The sequence below is a fragment of the Rhodococcus sp. SGAir0479 genome, assembly GCF_005484805.1.
In the GTDB taxonomy this organism is placed as follows: Bacteria; Actinomycetota; Actinomycetes; order Mycobacteriales; family Mycobacteriaceae; genus Prescottella.
This window is the reverse complement of sequence record NZ_CP039432.1, coordinates 3,041,236-3,056,602: the sequence shown is the minus strand read 5'-3', so window position 1 is coordinate 3,056,602 and position 15,367 is coordinate 3,041,236. Positions and strand designations below refer to the sequence as shown.

General features: G+C 68.4%; 11 protein-coding genes. All 11 read left to right on the top strand.

Features of this window, described 5'->3' with window-relative positions; genetic code table 11:
* Positions 1-56: 56 nt before the first annotated feature.
* The 11 genes from E7742_RS14175 (at position 57) to E7742_RS14125 (ending at position 15,365) form a co-directional block, all read left to right on the top strand.
* On the top strand, positions 57-4,016 hold the full coding sequence (locus tag E7742_RS14175) for a DNA-directed RNA polymerase subunit beta' (protein WP_137799524.1): 3,960 nt from the start codon (positions 57-59) through the stop codon (positions 4,014-4,016).
* 199 nt (positions 4,017-4,215) lie between these two features.
* On the top strand, positions 4,216-4,416 hold the full coding sequence (locus E7742_RS14170; RefSeq protein WP_137799523.1) for a hypothetical protein: 201 nt from the start codon (positions 4,216-4,218) through the stop codon (positions 4,414-4,416).
* A 186-nt stretch (positions 4,417-4,602) separates the two neighbouring features.
* Positions 4,603-6,300 (top strand): FAD-dependent oxidoreductase, encoded by a 1,698-nt coding sequence (locus E7742_RS14165; protein WP_137799522.1) that lies wholly within the window; start codon positions 4,603-4,605, stop codon positions 6,298-6,300.
* Positions 6,301-6,371: 71 nt separating this feature from the next.
* Positions 6,372-7,337, top strand: coding sequence for an NADPH:quinone oxidoreductase family protein (locus E7742_RS14160; protein WP_137799521.1), 966 nt, complete (start codon positions 6,372-6,374; stop codon positions 7,335-7,337).
* 151 nt (positions 7,338-7,488) lie between these two features.
* Complete coding sequence (locus E7742_RS14155; protein WP_137799520.1) at positions 7,489-7,959, top strand: MarR family winged helix-turn-helix transcriptional regulator; 471 nt, start codon at positions 7,489-7,491, stop codon at positions 7,957-7,959.
* A complete protein-coding gene (locus E7742_RS14150; RefSeq protein WP_137799519.1) occupies positions 7,956-9,464 on the top strand; it encodes a DHA2 family efflux MFS transporter permease subunit in 1,509 nt (502 codons plus the stop codon). Before E7742_RS14155 ends, E7742_RS14150 begins: the two co-directional genes overlap by 4 nt.
* A gap of 143 nt (positions 9,465-9,607) precedes the next feature.
* Entirely contained in the window at positions 9,608-9,961 is a 354-nt protein-coding gene (locus tag E7742_RS14145) for a hypothetical protein (protein WP_137799518.1), read from the top strand.
* Positions 9,962-10,070: 109 nt separating this feature from the next.
* On the top strand, positions 10,071-10,871 hold the full coding sequence (locus E7742_RS14140; protein WP_137799517.1) for a TIGR03084 family metal-binding protein: 801 nt from the start codon (positions 10,071-10,073) through the stop codon (positions 10,869-10,871).
* Entirely contained in the window at positions 10,868-12,625 is a 1,758-nt protein-coding gene (locus tag E7742_RS14135) for an acyclic terpene utilization AtuA family protein (protein WP_137799516.1), read from the top strand. The genes E7742_RS14140 and E7742_RS14135 overlap by 4 nt, the downstream gene beginning before the upstream one ends.
* Positions 12,622-13,770 (top strand): acyl-CoA dehydrogenase family protein, encoded by a 1,149-nt coding sequence (locus E7742_RS14130; protein ID WP_137799515.1) that lies wholly within the window; start codon positions 12,622-12,624, stop codon positions 13,768-13,770. Before E7742_RS14135 ends, E7742_RS14130 begins: the two co-directional genes overlap by 4 nt.
* Positions 13,767-15,365, top strand: a complete 1,599-nt coding sequence (locus E7742_RS14125; RefSeq protein ID WP_137799514.1) for an acyl-CoA carboxylase subunit beta — start codon at positions 13,767-13,769, stop codon at positions 15,363-15,365. Before E7742_RS14130 ends, E7742_RS14125 begins: the two co-directional genes overlap by 4 nt.
* Positions 15,366-15,367 lie beyond the last annotated feature (2 nt).

Below are 15,367 nucleotides of genomic sequence, written 5' to 3'. Positions count from 1 at the left end.
CAGGACAAGCGGATCTCACCCGCTGATCCACAATCCCTCTGGGGAAAGGAAGTTACGTGCTCGACGTCAACTTCTTCGATGAACTCCGCATCGGTCTCGCGACCGCGGAGGACATCCGCAACTGGTCCTACGGCGAGGTCAAGAAGCCGGAGACCATCAACTACCGCACGCTCAAGCCCGAGAAGGACGGCCTCTTCTGCGAGAAGATCTTCGGCCCCACCCGGGACTGGGAGTGCTACTGCGGTAAGTACAAGCGCGTTCGCTTCAAGGGCATCATCTGCGAGCGCTGCGGTGTCGAGGTGACTCGCGCCAAGGTGCGTCGTGAGCGCATGGGCCACATCGAGCTCGCCGCTCCCGTCACCCACATCTGGTACTTCAAGGGTGTGCCGAGCCGTCTCGGCTACCTGCTGGACCTGGCTCCGAAGGATCTCGAGAAGATCATCTACTTCGCCGCCTACGTCATCGTCGGTGTCGACGAGGAGCTGCGTCACAACGAGCTCTCCACGCTCGAGGCCGAGATGGAGGTCGAGAAGAAGACCGTCGCCGATCAGCGTGACGCCGATCTCGAGGCTCGTGCGCAGAAGCTCGAGGCCGACATCGCCGAGCTCGAGGCCGAGGGCGCCAAGTCCGACGTCCGCCGCAAGGTCAAGGACGGTGGCGAGCGCGAGATGCGTCAGCTGCGTGACCGTGCGCAGCGCGAGCTCGACCGTCTCGACGAGATCTGGAACACGTTCACGAAGCTGAGCGTCAAGCAGCTCATCGTGGACGAGAGCCTGTACCGCGAGCTGGTCGACCGCTACGGCGAGTACTTCACCGGTGCGATGGGCGCGGAGTCCATCCAGATCCTCATGCGCAACTTCGACATCGAGGCCGAGGCCGAGTCGCTGCGCGAGACCATCCGCTCCGGCAAGGGCCAGAAGAAGCTGCGTGCTCTCAAGCGCCTCAAGGTCGTCGCGGCGTTCCAGCAGTCCGGCAACTCGCCCATGGGTATGGTGCTCGACGCCGTTCCGGTGATCCCGCCGGAGCTGCGTCCGATGGTTCAGCTCGACGGTGGCCGTTTCGCGACGTCCGACCTCAACGACCTGTACCGCCGTGTCATCAACCGCAACAACCGCCTCAAGCGACTGATCGACCTCGGTGCCCCCGAGATCATCGTCAACAACGAGAAGCGGATGCTGCAGGAGTCCGTGGATGCGCTGTTCGACAACGGCCGTCGTGGCCGGCCCGTCACGGGTCCGGGCAACCGTCCGCTGAAGTCGCTGTCCGATCTGCTCAAGGGCAAGCAGGGCCGCTTCCGTCAGAACCTGCTCGGTAAGCGCGTCGACTACTCGGGCCGTTCGGTCATTGTCGTCGGTCCGCAGCTCAAGCTGCACCAGTGCGGTCTGCCGAAGCTGATGGCGCTCGAGCTGTTCAAGCCGTTCGTCATGAAGCGACTGGTCGACCTCAACCACGCGCAGAACATCAAGTCCGCGAAGCGCATGGTCGAGCGTCAGCGCCCGCAGGTGTGGGACGTCCTCGAAGAGGTCATCAACGAGCACCCGGTGCTGCTGAACCGTGCACCCACGCTGCACCGCCTCGGCATCCAGGCGTTCGAGCCCCAGCTCGTCGAGGGCAAGGCGATCCAGCTGCACCCGCTGGTGTGTGAGGCCTTCAACGCCGACTTCGACGGTGACCAGATGGCCGTGCACCTGCCGCTGTCCGCGGAGGCGCAGGCCGAGGCTCGCATCCTGATGCTGTCGTCGAACAACATCCTGTCGCCGGCATCGGGCCGCCCGCTCGCCATGCCGCGTCTGGACATGGTGACGGGTCTGTTCCACCTGACCCGTCAGGTCGACGGCGCGCTGGGCGAGTACCTGCCCGCCACCAACGACGAGGCCGAGCAGGGCGTCTACTCGACCCCGGCCGAGGCCCAGATGGCGGTCGACCGCGGCGTGCTGTCGGTGCAGGCGAAGATCAAGGTGCGCCTGACCCACCAGCGTCCGCCGCGCGAGGTCGAGGCGGAGCTCTTCCCGGAGGGCTGGAACTACGGCGACGGCTGGACCACCGAGACGACTCTCGGCCGCGTCATGTTCAACGATCTGCTGCCGGCGGACTACCCGTTCGTCAACGAGCAGATGCCGAAGAAGCGTCAGGCGACGATCATCAACGATCTCGCCGAGCGTTACCCGATGATCGTGGTCGCGCAGACCGTCGACAAGCTCAAGGACACCGGCTTCTACTGGGCCACCCGTTCCGGCGTGACGGTCTCGATCTCCGACGTGCTCGTGCCGCCGGAGAAGGCTCAGATCATGGAGCAGTTCGAGGCGCAGGCCGACCAGATCGAGAAGAAGTACCAGCGCGGCGCGCTCAACCACGCCGAGCGCAACAGTGCTCTCGTCAAGATCTGGTCCGAGGCCACCGACGAGGTCGGTAAGGCCATGGAGGCGCACTTCCCCGACGACAACCCGATCCCGATGATCGTGAAGTCCGGCGCGGCCGGCAACATGACTCAGGTTCGCTCGCTCGCCGGTATGAAGGGCCTGGTGACGAACCCGAAGGGTGAGTTCATCCCGCGTCCCATCAAGTCCTCCTTCAAGGAGGGCCTGACGGTTCTCGAGTACTTCATCAACACGCACGGTGCTCGTAAGGGTCTGGCCGACACCGCGCTGCGTACCGCCGACTCGGGTTACCTGACCCGTCGTCTGGTGGACGTGTCGCAGGACGTCATCGTCCGCGAGGTGGACTGTGGCACCGAGCGCGGCATCGTCACGCACATCGCGGAGAAGCAGGCCGACGGCTCGCTCATCCGCGACGCGCACGTCGAGACCTCGACGTACGCCCGCACCCTGGCCTCGGACGCGGTCGACGAGAACGGCAACGTCGTCGTCGAGCGTGGCCACGACCTGGGCGATCCGGCCATCGACGCGCTGCTCGCGGCGGGCATCACGCAGGTCAAGGTCCGGTCGGTCCTCACCTGCACCACCGCGACCGGTGTGTGTGCCACGTGCTACGGCCGTTCGATGGCGACCGGCAAGCTCGTCGACATCGGCGAGGCCGTCGGTATCGTCGCCGCGCAGTCGATCGGTGAGCCCGGTACCCAGCTGACGATGCGTACCTTCCACCAGGGTGGTGCGGCCGGCGCGGCCGACATCACCGGTGGTCTGCCGCGTGTCCAGGAGCTGTTCGAGGCCCGCGTCCCCAAGGGCAAGGCGCCCATTGCGGACGTCTCCGGCCGGGTGCAGCTCGAGGACGGCGAGCGCTTCTACAAGATCACCATCGTCCCGGACGACGGTGGCGAAGAGGTTGTCTACGACAAGCTCTCGAAGCGTCAGCGTCTGCGCGTGTTCAAGCACGAGGACGGCACCGAGCGCCTGCTGGCGGACGGTGACCACGTCGAGGTCGGTCAGCAGCTCATGGAAGGTGCCGCCGATCCGCACGAGGTGCTGCGCGTGATGGGCCCCCGACAGGTGCAGATCCACCTCGTCAACGAGGTCCAGGAGGTGTACCGGAGCCAGGGTGTGTCGATCCACGACAAGCACATCGAGGTCATCGTGCGCCAGATGCTGCGCCGCGTCACGATCATCGATTCGGGCTCGACGGAGTTCCTGCCCGGTTCGCTGGTCGAGCGCAGCGAGTTCGAGGCTGCGAACCGTCGCGTCGTCGCCGAGGGTGGCGAGCCCGCGGCCGGCCGTCCGGTGCTCATGGGTATCACCAAGGCATCGCTGGCGACCGACTCGTGGCTGTCGGCCGCGTCCTTCCAGGAGACCACTCGCGTGCTGACCGATGCGGCGATCAACTGCCGCTCGGACAAGCTGATCGGTCTCAAGGAGAACGTGATCATCGGCAAGCTGATCCCGGCCGGCACCGGCATCAACCGGTACCGGAACATCCAGGTCCAGCCCACCGAGGAGGCTCGCGCGGCTGCGTACGCGGTTCCGTCCTACGACGACCAGTACTACAGCCCGGAGGGCTTCGGCACCGGCACCGGTGCTGCGGTTCCGCTGGACGACTACGGATTCGGCAGCGACTACCGCTGATCGCGTCCGCCGGTAACCGGTAGGAACGCCTGACTCGAAGGTCCCGCTCCCCGCACAGGGGGCGGGACCTTCGTGCATCCTGGGGACAGGGCGTGTGCGGGCCGGCATGTCGAGCCGCCGAACCGAGGGGAACCCCGTGGAGGCCTGCGTACTCTGAGAACGGATCAACCGGACAAGTCGGACGGAAGAGGAGAACGAGATGGCAGGCAAGAAGGTCGACCGAGTGCACGCGGAGAGCGCGCTCGAGGTGGTCAAGGAGAGTCCCGCGATCGTGGCGATCGTCGCCGCCCCCGCGATCGTGGTGTTCGGGCTGCTGTGGTGGCTCACAGGATTCGGCACGGCTCTGCTCGTGGCGCTGGTGCTCGCCGGGGTCGCGGTGATCGCGAAGAAGGTCTTCTGACCCACCCGTGCCCTGCGGGTTTCCGATTCGGCGGGCGCCGGGTCGGATCGTGTTCGATGCTTGTCTCACCGATAGAGGCCTAGTACAGTCTTGTAGCTGTAACTCAACGTCACATGAAGACTGTCACATTGGTGATCGCGCCGGGCGGAGCTCACGTCCCGGGCGCGTGGAGGGCGGGAATCGAACATGGCCTACGTCATCACCCAGGCGTGCTGCAACGACGCCAGTTGTGTCTCGGCGTGCCCGGTGAACTGCATTCACCCCACGCCGGAGGAAGCGCAGTTCGCGACCACCGAGATGCTCTACATCGAGCCGCAGGCCTGCATCGACTGCGGGGCGTGTGTCGACGCGTGCCCGGTCAACGCGATCTTCCCCGAGGATCAGCTCACCGAATCGCTGCAGCGGTACCGCGAGATCAACGCCGACTACTACACCCGGCATCCGCTGCCGCAGGACTGGATCCCGCTGACGCCGACCGCCGCGCCGGTCCGTGACCTCGGCACGCTGCGCGTCGCGATCGTCGGCGCCGGTCCCGCGGCCTGCTACGCCGCCGAGGAACTGCTCAAGCGGTCCGACGTCGAGGTCGAGATGTTCGAGAAGCTCCCCACGCCCTGGGGTCTGGTCCGGGCGGGCGTGGCGCCCGATCACCCGGGCACCAAGGTGGTGACGGAGATGTTCGAGTGGTCCCTCGGGCGCGATGCGTTCCAGTTCCACCTCAACGTCGAGGTCGGCAACCACGTGACGCACGCGGACCTGCTCGAGCATCATCACGCCGTCGTCTACGCGGTCGGCGCGTCCAGCGATCGCGCGCTCGGCGTTCCCGGTGAGGAACTGCCGGGCAGCCACGCCGCAACCGAGTTCGTGGCCTGGTACAACGGTCACCCCGACTATGCGGACCGCACGTTCGACCTGTCGGGGGAGCGGGCGGTGATCGTCGGCAACGGCAACGTGGCGCTCGACGTCGCGCGCATCCTCACGCTGGACCCGGACGAGCTCGCCCGCACCGACATCGCCGATCACGCGTTGAAGGTGCTCCGGGAGAGCAACATCCGCGAGGTCGTGCTGCTGGGCCGGCGCGGCCCGGCGCAGGCTGCGTACACCACCCCGGAGTTCCTGGCGCTCGGCGACCTGCGCGATGTGGACGTCGAGATCGACCCGTCCGAGGTGGAGCTCGATCCGCTGTCGCAGGCCGCGCTCGACGCCGGCCGGCTGGAGCCGGCCGTGGCCATGAAGGTGCGTCTGGCGCAGGAGTTCTCGCAGCGAACTCCGACGGCGGGACGCAAGCGCATCGTGTTCCGTTACCTGACCTCGCCGACGGAGATCGTCGGCACGGATCGGGTCGAGGGCCTTACCGTCGTGACGAACGAACTGGTCGAGGACGCGTCCGGAGGACTGGCCGCGCATCCCACCAGCCACGTCGAACGGATCGACGCCTCGCTGGTGCTGCGGTCGATCGGTTACCGCGGCCGACCGCTGGCCGGTGTGCCGTTCGACGACCGGCGCGGGGTGATCCCGAACGATCGGGGCCGCGTCGTCGTCGGCGCCGGGGAGCCGCTCGAGGGCGTCTACGTCACCGGCTGGATCAAGCGGGGACCGAGCGGTGTCATCGGCACCAACAAGACGTGCGCCCAGGAGACGGTGGCCCGCCTGGTCGAGGACTTCGAGGCCGGCCGCCTGCCGTCGCCCACCGGCGGTCGGAAGGAACTCGGCAAGCTGCTGGCGCGGCGCCGACCGGAACGGATCTCGCGACGCGGCTGGGAAGCGATCGACCAGGCCGAGCGCGGCCGCGGGCTCACCGAGGGCCGTCCGCGCGTGAAGATGACCGACACCGCCGAGATGGTGGCGGTCGGCCGCCGACGCCGGGGCCTGTTCGGCGGCAACTGACGCCGCCCGAGGGTGGTGGCAGGTAGCTTCGTCGAAAAGGGCACTCGGCCCTGCGAATTCGGAGGTGGCAAGTGCGCGCAGTGGTGGTCACGGAGCTGACGGGGCCGTCGGCGATGGTGGTGCAGGACGTGCCGGAGCCGGACGCGGCCGGGCTGGTCCTCATCGACGTGAAGGCCAGCGGTGTCTGCTTTCCCGATCTGCTGATCAGCCACGGCAAGTACCAGCTGCGCCCCGACCCGCCGTTCGTGCCCGGCACCGAGGTGGCGGGCGTGGTGGTGAGCGCGCCGGAGGACAGCGGCTTCGCTGCCGGGCAGCGGGTACTCGCGGTGTCCAGCCTGGGCGGCTACGCGGAGCGCGTCGCGGTCCATCCCGCCCTCGTGCTGCCCGTCCCGGACGAGCTCTCCTTCGAGGAGGCCGCCTCGCTCATCATCAACTACCAGACGATGGAGTTCGCGCTCGCCCGGCGGGCGCGGCTGCAGCCCGGGGAGACAGTGGCGGTGCTGGGCGCCGCCGGCGGTGTCGGGACGTCGACGATCCAGCTGGCCAAGGCGCACGGCGCCCGGGTGATCGCGGTCGTGCGACGGGACGGGGCCGACGACTTCCTGCGCGAGATCGGCGCGGACGAGGTGGTGCGTCTGACCGACGGGTGGGATCAGCAGATCCGGGATCTGACGGGCGGCAGAGGCGCCGATGTCATTGTCGACCCGGTCGGCGGCGACGCCTTCGACGACGCCGTGCGTGCGCTCGCCCCCGAGGGCCGGCTCGTGGTCATCGGATTCGCGGGCGGGGGCATCCCCTCGGTGAAACTCAACCGGGTGCTGTTCCGGAACATCAGCATCGTCGGCGCGGCGTGGGGTGAGTTCCTCCGGCACGAGCCGGCCGCGCTCGTGCAGACGCACGCGGCGCTCGTCGAGCATGTGCGCGCGGGACTGCGTCCGATCGTCAAGGCGCGCTATCCGCTGGCCGCGGCCGCGCAGGCGCTCGTCGACCTCGAAGAGGGCCGCGTGCTGGGAAAGGCCGTTCTCGTCCAGGACTGACTGTGTTCCTCGTCACCCGCCCCTTCCTGCGTGGAAAATCTGTTGCCGCAGGTAGGGGCGTCGTGGTGTCGTGGAGAGGTCGCGAACGAACGCGGGGGTCCGACATCCTCGCATTTTTGCAATAGTTGCGCAGTCGCTACTATTTTCGTTCGTGGCAGATGTGACTCCAGACGACCTCTACACCGTGCTCGAGGAGTTCATCATGCGCCTTCTGGGCATGGGGGAGTCCGAGTCGATGGACACCCTCATCGCGATGGATCTGTCGTTCTCGCAGGTTCGCGCACTCTTCGTGCTGGCGCAGCACGGGGAGCCGATCGCGATCAACGAAGTCGCCGAGCGTCTGCGGATCTCGGTGGCAGCGGCCGGTCGCAACATCGACCAGTTGGTGTGCCAGGAGCTGGTGTTGCGCCGTGAAGACCCCGACGATCGCCGGATCAAACGGGTCTCGCTGACGGAGGCCGGACGCACTCTCGCCTCCCGTCATCTCGAGGACAAGCGGGACGAGCTCCGCGCGTTCGCCGGACGGCTGGATCAGCCGGACCGTCAGCGCCTGCTCGCGGCCCTACAACCCATACTCGCAGGCGACGCCCTGCGAGCCCGAAGTCAGGAATTCTGCACATGACGACGCCCAACTCGCCGGCGGCACCCCCATCGGGGGCTCCCGAGTCGGACAAGATCGACGGCGCGGTCCTCAAGATCGCCTCGGTGGTGGTGCTCGGTGCCATCATGTCCATCCTCGACGTCACCGTCGTCAGCGTCGCGCTGCCGACCTTCGCGGAGACGTTCGAGACCAGCTACGCGGTCGTCGCGTGGACCATGACGGCGTACACGCTGGCGCTGGCGACCGTCATCCCGGTGACGGGTTGGGCCGCGGACAGGTTCGGCACCAAGCGCCTGTACATCGGCGCGCTGGTGTTGTTCGTGATCGGCTCGGTCCTGTGCGCGTTCGCGTGGGACATCACCTCGCTCATCGTCTTCCGCGTGGTGCAGGGTCTCGGTGGCGGCATGCTGATGCCGCTCGGTATGACGATCATGACCCGCGCGGCGGGCCCCGAACGAGTCGGACGCGTGATGGCGGTCCTCGGTATCCCTATGCTCCTCGGCCCCATCGGCGGCCCGATCATCGGCGGATGGCTCATCGACGCCGCGAGCTGGCACTGGATCTTCCTCATCAACCTGCCGATCGGCATCGTGGCGCTGGCCGCCGCGGTCAAGCTGCTGCCCAAGGACGAGCCCAGCCCGTCGCAGGCCTTCGACTTCGTCGGCATGCTGCTGCTCTCGCCCGGTCTGGCGCTGTTCCTGTACGGCGTCTCGTCGATCCCGGAGCACGGCAAGGGTCTCGCCCCCGAGGTGGTGATCCCGATCGTGATCGGTCTCGCCCTGATCGTCGGCTTCGTGTTCCATGCGCTGCGCAAGGATCACCCGCTGATCGATCTGCGCCTGTTCCAGAACCGTCAGCTCACCGTCGCGGTCATCACCACGACGATGTTCATCATCGCGTTCATGGGTGCGGGACTGCTGTTCCCGAGCTACTTCATCCAGGTGCGGGGTGAGTCCGCGATGGCCGCCGGCCTGCTGCTGGCCCCGCAGGGCATCGGCGCGATGGTGACGATGCCGATCGCGGGCCGGCTGGTCGACAAGATCGGTCCGGGCAAGATCGTACTTTCCGGTCTGCCGCTGATCGCTCTGGGGATGTTCACGTTCACGCAGTTGACCGCCACGTCGTCGTACGCGCTCCTGATGGGGTCGCTGTTCGTCATGGGTCTCGGCATGGGCTGCACGATGATGCCGCTGATGACGGCCGCGATGGTCACGCTCAAGCACGAGATGATCGCCCGCGGCTCCACGCTGATGAACATCGTCCAGCAGACGGCCGGCTCGGTCGGTACGGCGACGATGTCGGTGGTGCTCACCAACCAGATGACGTCGCACGGTCTGAGCAAGGACGCCGCCCCGCCGACGGATCCGAGCAGCATCGGGCAGATGCTCAACGACTCGGCCGCCTCGTTCGGCAACACGTTCTTCGTGGCGTTCGCGCTGGTGCTCGTGACGCTGGTTCCGGCGTTCTTCCTGCCTCGTCGTCGCGCCGCCGTGTCGACCGAGGAAGTGCCCGTGATGATGCACTGACATCTCGCTTTCCGAGAAGCCCCCGAGCGTCCGTCGCTCGGGGGCTTTCTCGTTGTCCGAGTTCGCGTCGGCGCGTCGCCCGAACCTGCCGGGGGCCGGTCCTATCGTCACCACAGGAGCCTCGAGCAGGGAAGGGGCGCATCATGGCCACAGAGCCTGGCGTCACGAACAACCCGGACGATCCGTCGCGCTGGCACTACTACGCGGTGGTGGGGACCACGGTCGGTGGCGGTCACACGCTCGCCGAGTTCGGTCCGCACGACTGCGCGCTCGCGGCGCTGCAGGTCGCCGTCCACTCGGTCAACCACACGGCCTACTCGATCTTCGAGCAGGGGATCGCGGGGCACATGCTCGCGGACCCGGCGATCGTGGAACGTCTGCCCGTCACGAACTTCACCGTCGAACGGCAGCACCCCGTCACCCGTGCGCCCGATGCCGACTGGACTCTCACCGGGGGCCGGCGGACTCGACGCGTGTCGGCCGACCTGACCGCCTGAGCTGCGACGACAGCCCCGGCAGAACCGCCACCGTCGCAATAAACAAGCAGTCATGCTTGATTTTTACCCTCTCCGGTGTGATCCTGGTCGCAGGATTCGAGGAGGGCGTGTGGCAGACCTGGACAAGATCGTCGACGACCTGCGGGCGGAGGGCGCGGCCGTCGACGCGTTGGTCGCCGACCTGCCCGACGAGCGGTGGGCGGCGCCGACCCCGGCCGCGGGGTGGACCGTGGCACACCAGATCGGCCACCTGGCGTGGACCGATCGGGCGGCGTTGCTGGCCGCCACCGACGCGGACGGGTTCGCGGCGCAGCTGACCGAGGCGTGGAAGAACCCGCACGGTTTCGTCGACGAGGGAGCCGAAGCGGAGGCACGTCGGTCGCCGCGTGAGCTGCTCGACGACTGGCGGGCCACCCGCGCGGAGCTCGCGGCCGTCCTGCGGGAGGTCCCGGCCGGCCGCAAGCTCCCGTGGTACGGGCCGCCGATGAGCGCGGCGTCGATGGCCACCGCGCGCTTGATGGAGACCTGGGCGCACGGGCGCGACGTCGCCGACGCGCTCGGCGTGCGGCTCCCGTTCGCGCCGCGGCTCGAGCACATCGCCCGGCTGGGAGTGCGGACCCGGGACTTCGCCTACAGCGTGAACCAGCTGACGCCGCCGACCGAAGAGTTCCGAGTCGAGCTCACCGCGCCGGACGGTGCGGTGTGGGCATGGGGTCCGCCGGACGCGCCGCAGCGGGTGACGGGCCCGGCCGAGGACTTCTGCCTGCTGGTCACGCAGCGCGTACACCGCGGGGACACCGCGTTGTGCGCGCAGGGACCGGACGCCGACCGGTGGCTGGACATCGCACAGGCCTTCGCGGGCCCGCCCGGAACCGGCCGCACCGAGAACCGGACGGAGACGGCGCGATGACCCCCGGCAGCTCCGACCCTGCCCCGGTCCGAATCGGCAACTGCTCCGGGTTCTACGGCGACCGCATCTCGGCGATGCGCGAGATGCTCGAGGGTGGCGAGCTCGACTACCTGACGGGCGACTACCTCGCGGAACTGACGATGCTCATCCTCGGCCGCGACCGGATGAAGGACCCCGCACGCGGGTACGCGAAGACCTTCCTGCGACAGGCCGAGGACTGCCTGGGCCTGGCGCTCGAGCGCGGCGTCAAGATCGTCACGAACGCGGGCGGCCTCAACCCCGCCGGACTGGCCGCCGCACTGCGTGAAGTGAACGAGCGACTGGGGTTGAACGCGACCGTCGCGCACGTCGAGGGTGACGACCTCGTCTCCCGGGTCGCCGAACTGGGTCTCGACAAGGAAACGACGCCTCTGACGGCCAACGCCTACCTGGGCGCCTGGGGCATCGTCGAGTGCCTGAACGCCGGCGCCGATGTCGTCGTCACCGGGCGGGTCACCGACGCGTCGGTGATCGTGGGCCCCGCGGCCGCGCACTTCGGGTGGGCGCGAGACGATTTCGACCGGCTCGCGGGCGCCGTCGTCGCCGGGCACGTCATCGAGTGCGGCACGCAGGCCACGGGCGGGAACTTCTCGTGGTTCACCGAGATTCCCGACCTCACCCGGCCCGGTTTCCCGATCGCGGAGATCGCCGCCGACGGCTCGTCGGTCATCACCAAGCACCCGGGAACCGGAGGTGCGGTCACCGTGGACACGGTCACCGCACAGTTGCTGTACGAGATCACCGGGAGCCGGTACGCCGGACCCGACGTCACCGCGCGCATGGACTCGATCCGGCTGTCCGACGACGGACCGGACCGCGTCCGGATCTCCGGTGTCGCCGGCGAGGCTCCGCCCCCGCAGTACAAGGTGTCGCTCAATGCGCTCGCCGGCTTCCGGAACGAGGCGACGTTCGTCCTCACCGGTCTCGACATCGAGGCCAAGGCGGCCCTGGTGCGGCGGCAGATGGACGCGTGGCTGCGCACCACGCCGCAGGAACTCGACTGGACGCTCGCGCGGACCGATCACCCGGACGCGGACACCCAGGAGGCGGCGAGTGCCCTGCTGCGGTGCACGGTCCGGGATCCCGATCCGGACGTCGTCGGACGGGCGTTCTCGTCGGTGGCAGTGGAACTCGCGCTCGCGAGCTACCCGGGCTTCACGCTCACCGCACCGCCGTCGCACGGCCAGCCGTACGCGGTGTTCACCCCCGGCTACGTCGACGCCGGCGAGGTGCCGCACGTCGCGGTCCTGCCCGACGGCAGCCGCGTCGACATCGAGCCGAGCGGGCCGACCCGCGCACTGGAAGAGGTGCCGGAACCGGTGCTGCCACAACCACTCCCGGTCGACGACACGGTCACGGTGCCGCTCGGTGCGGTCGCGGCCGCCCGCAGCGGGGACAAGGGTGGCAATGCCAACGTCGGGGTGTGGGTGCGGAGCGACGAGCAGTGGCGGTGGCTCGCCGGCGCCCTCACCGTCGACGAGTTCAAGCGAATGGTGCCGGAGGCGAAGGGACTGGAGGTGACGCGGCACGTCCTGCCGAACCTGCGGGCCGTCAACTTCGTGATCGAAGGCATTCTCGGCCGCGGCGTCGCGTCGCAGGCCCGCTTCGACCCGCAGGCCAAGGGCCTGGGTGAGTGGCTGCGCTCGCGGCACACGGAGATCCCGACAGCGCTCGTACCGAGCTACGGAGACCAGCTCGAGGAAGGACACGCATGACCGTGTGGGACATCCCGGAGCGGCAGCAGTTGCGCAAGACCGTCCGCGGATTCGTCGAGCAGGAGATCCTGCCCCACCTCGACGACTGGGAACGCGACGGCGAGATACCGCGGGAGCTGCATCGGAAGGCGGCCGCACTGGGCCTGCTCGGAGCCGGCTTCCCGGAGGAGGTGGGCGGCGAGGGCGGCGATCTGGTCGACGCCGCCGTCATCTGCGAGGAGATGCACCAGGCCGGCGCGTCCGGCGGCGTGTTCGCGTCGCTGTTCACGTGCGGCATCGCGCTGCCGCACCTGGTGGCGGCGGGCGATCCCCGGCAGATCGAGCGGTGGGTGCGGCCCACGCTCGCGGGCGCGAAGATCGGCTCACTCGCGATCACCGAACCGGGCGGTGGGTCGGACGTCGGGCACCTGCGCACGACCGCGGTCCGGGACGGCGACCACTACGTGGTCAACGGCGCCAAGACGTTCATCACCTCGGCGGTCCGCGCCGACTTCGTGGTCACCGCGGTGCGGACCGGCGGGCCGGGGGCGCAGGGGGTATCGCTGCTCGTGATCGAGAAGGGCACACCGGGATTCGAGGTGGCGCGCAAGCTCGACAAGATGGGCTGGCGGGCGTCGGACACCGCCGAACTGTCCTTCGCCGACGCCCGGGTGCCGGTGGAGAACCTGGTGGGGGTCGAGGACTCGGGGTTCGCCCAGATCGCGCAGGCGTTCCTCACCGAACGCATCGCGCTGGCGGCCCAGGCGTACGCGAGCGCACAGCGCTGCCTGGACCTGACGCTGCAGTGGTGCCGCGACCGCGAGACCTTCGGACGGCCGTTGATCTCCCGGCAGGCCGTGCAGAACACCCTCACCGAGATGACGCGACGCATCGACGTCGCACGGGTCTACACCCGCACCCTCGTCGAACGTTCGCTCACCTCGAGCGAGGACTTCGTCGCCGAGGTGTGCTTTGCGAAGAACACCGCCGTCGAAGCCGGCGAGTGGGTGGCGAACCAGGCCGTGCAGTTGTTCGGCGGCATGGGGTACATGGCGGAGAGCGAAGTGGAAAGGCAGTACCGGGACATGCGCATTCTGGGAATCGGCGGCGGGACCACGGAGATCCTGACCTCGCTGGCAGCCAAGCGATTGGGGTACCAGTCGTGACGATCCTGAAGTCGGCACTGGACACCACGTCGCCGGAGTACGCGGCGGCGGCCGAGTCGATGACGGCCAAGCTCGCCGAGCTCGAGGCCGAGCATGCGAAGGCGCTCGCCGGCGGCGGGGAGAAGTACGTCGAGCGGCACCACAAGCGCGGCAAACTGCTGGCGCGGGAGCGGATCGAGTTGCTGCTCGACCCGGACTCGCCGTTCCTCGAACTGTCGCCGCTCGCGGCGTGGGGCACCGAGTTCCCCGTGGGTGCGTCCACCATCGTGGGGATCGGCGTCGTCAGCGGTGTCGAATGCCTCATCGTCGCGAACGATCCCACGGTGCGCGGCGGGACCTCCAACCCGTGGACCCTCAAGAAGGGGTTCCGCGCCAACGACATCGCCGTGGCGAACCGCCTGCCGGTCATCTCGCTCGTCGAGTCCGGGGGCGCCGACCTACCGACCCAGAAGGAGGTGTTCATCCCGGGCGGCCGGATGTTCCGCGACCTGACGAAGTTGTCGGCCGCGGGAATCCCGACCATCGCACTGGTCTTCGGCAATTCGACCGCGGGCGGCGCCTACATCCCCGGCATGTCCGACCACGTCGTGATGATCAAGGAGCGGTCCAAGGTGTTCCTGGCCGGCCCACCGCTGGTGAAGATGGCTACCGGCGAGGAGTCCGACGACGAATCCCTCGGTGGCGCCGAGATGCACGCCCGGACGTCGGGTCTGGCGGACTACTTCGCGCAGGACGAGCAGGACGCGATCCGCATCGGCCGCAGCATCGTCCGGCGGCTCAACTGGCGCAAGCAGGGGCCGGCGCCGCGGGCCGAGGTGATCGAACCGCTCGAGGATCCCGAGGATCTGCTCGCCGTCGTGCCCGCGGACCTGAAGATTCCGTTCGATCCGCGGGAGGTGATCGCCCGCATCGTCGACGGCTCGGACTTCGACGAGTTCAAGCCGATGTACGGCTCGTCGCTGGTGACGGGCTGGGCCGAACTGCACGGTTACCCCATCGGCATCCTGGCCAACGCGCGCGGCGTCCTGTTCAGCGAGGAGTCCCAGAAGGCCACCCAGTTCATCCAGCTGGCCAACCGGTCCGACACACCACTTCTGTTCCTGCACAACACCACCGGCTACATGGTGGGCAAGGAGTACGAGGAGGGCGGGATGATCAAGCACGGATCGATGATGATCAACGCGGTCGCCAACTCGACGGTCCCGCACATCTCGATCCTGCTCGGCGCGTCGTACGGCGCCGGCCACTACGGCATGTGCGGGCGTGCGTTCGACCCGCGGTTCCTGTTCGCGTGGCCCAGTTCCAAGTCCGCCGTCATGGGCGGTGCCCAGCTCGCGGGTGTCATCTCGATCGTCGGCCGCGCGGCCGCCGAGGCCCGCGGGCAGGCGTTCGACGAGGAAGCCGACGCCGGGATGCGGGCGATGATCGAGAACCAGATCGAGGCCGAGTCGCTCCCGATGTTCCTGTCCGGCCGCCTCTACGACGACGGCGTCATCGACCCGCGTGACACGCGCACGGTGGTGGGGATGTGCCTGTCGGCCATCGCCACCGCCCCGATCGAGGGCACCGACAACTTCGGCGTCTTCCGGATGTGAGT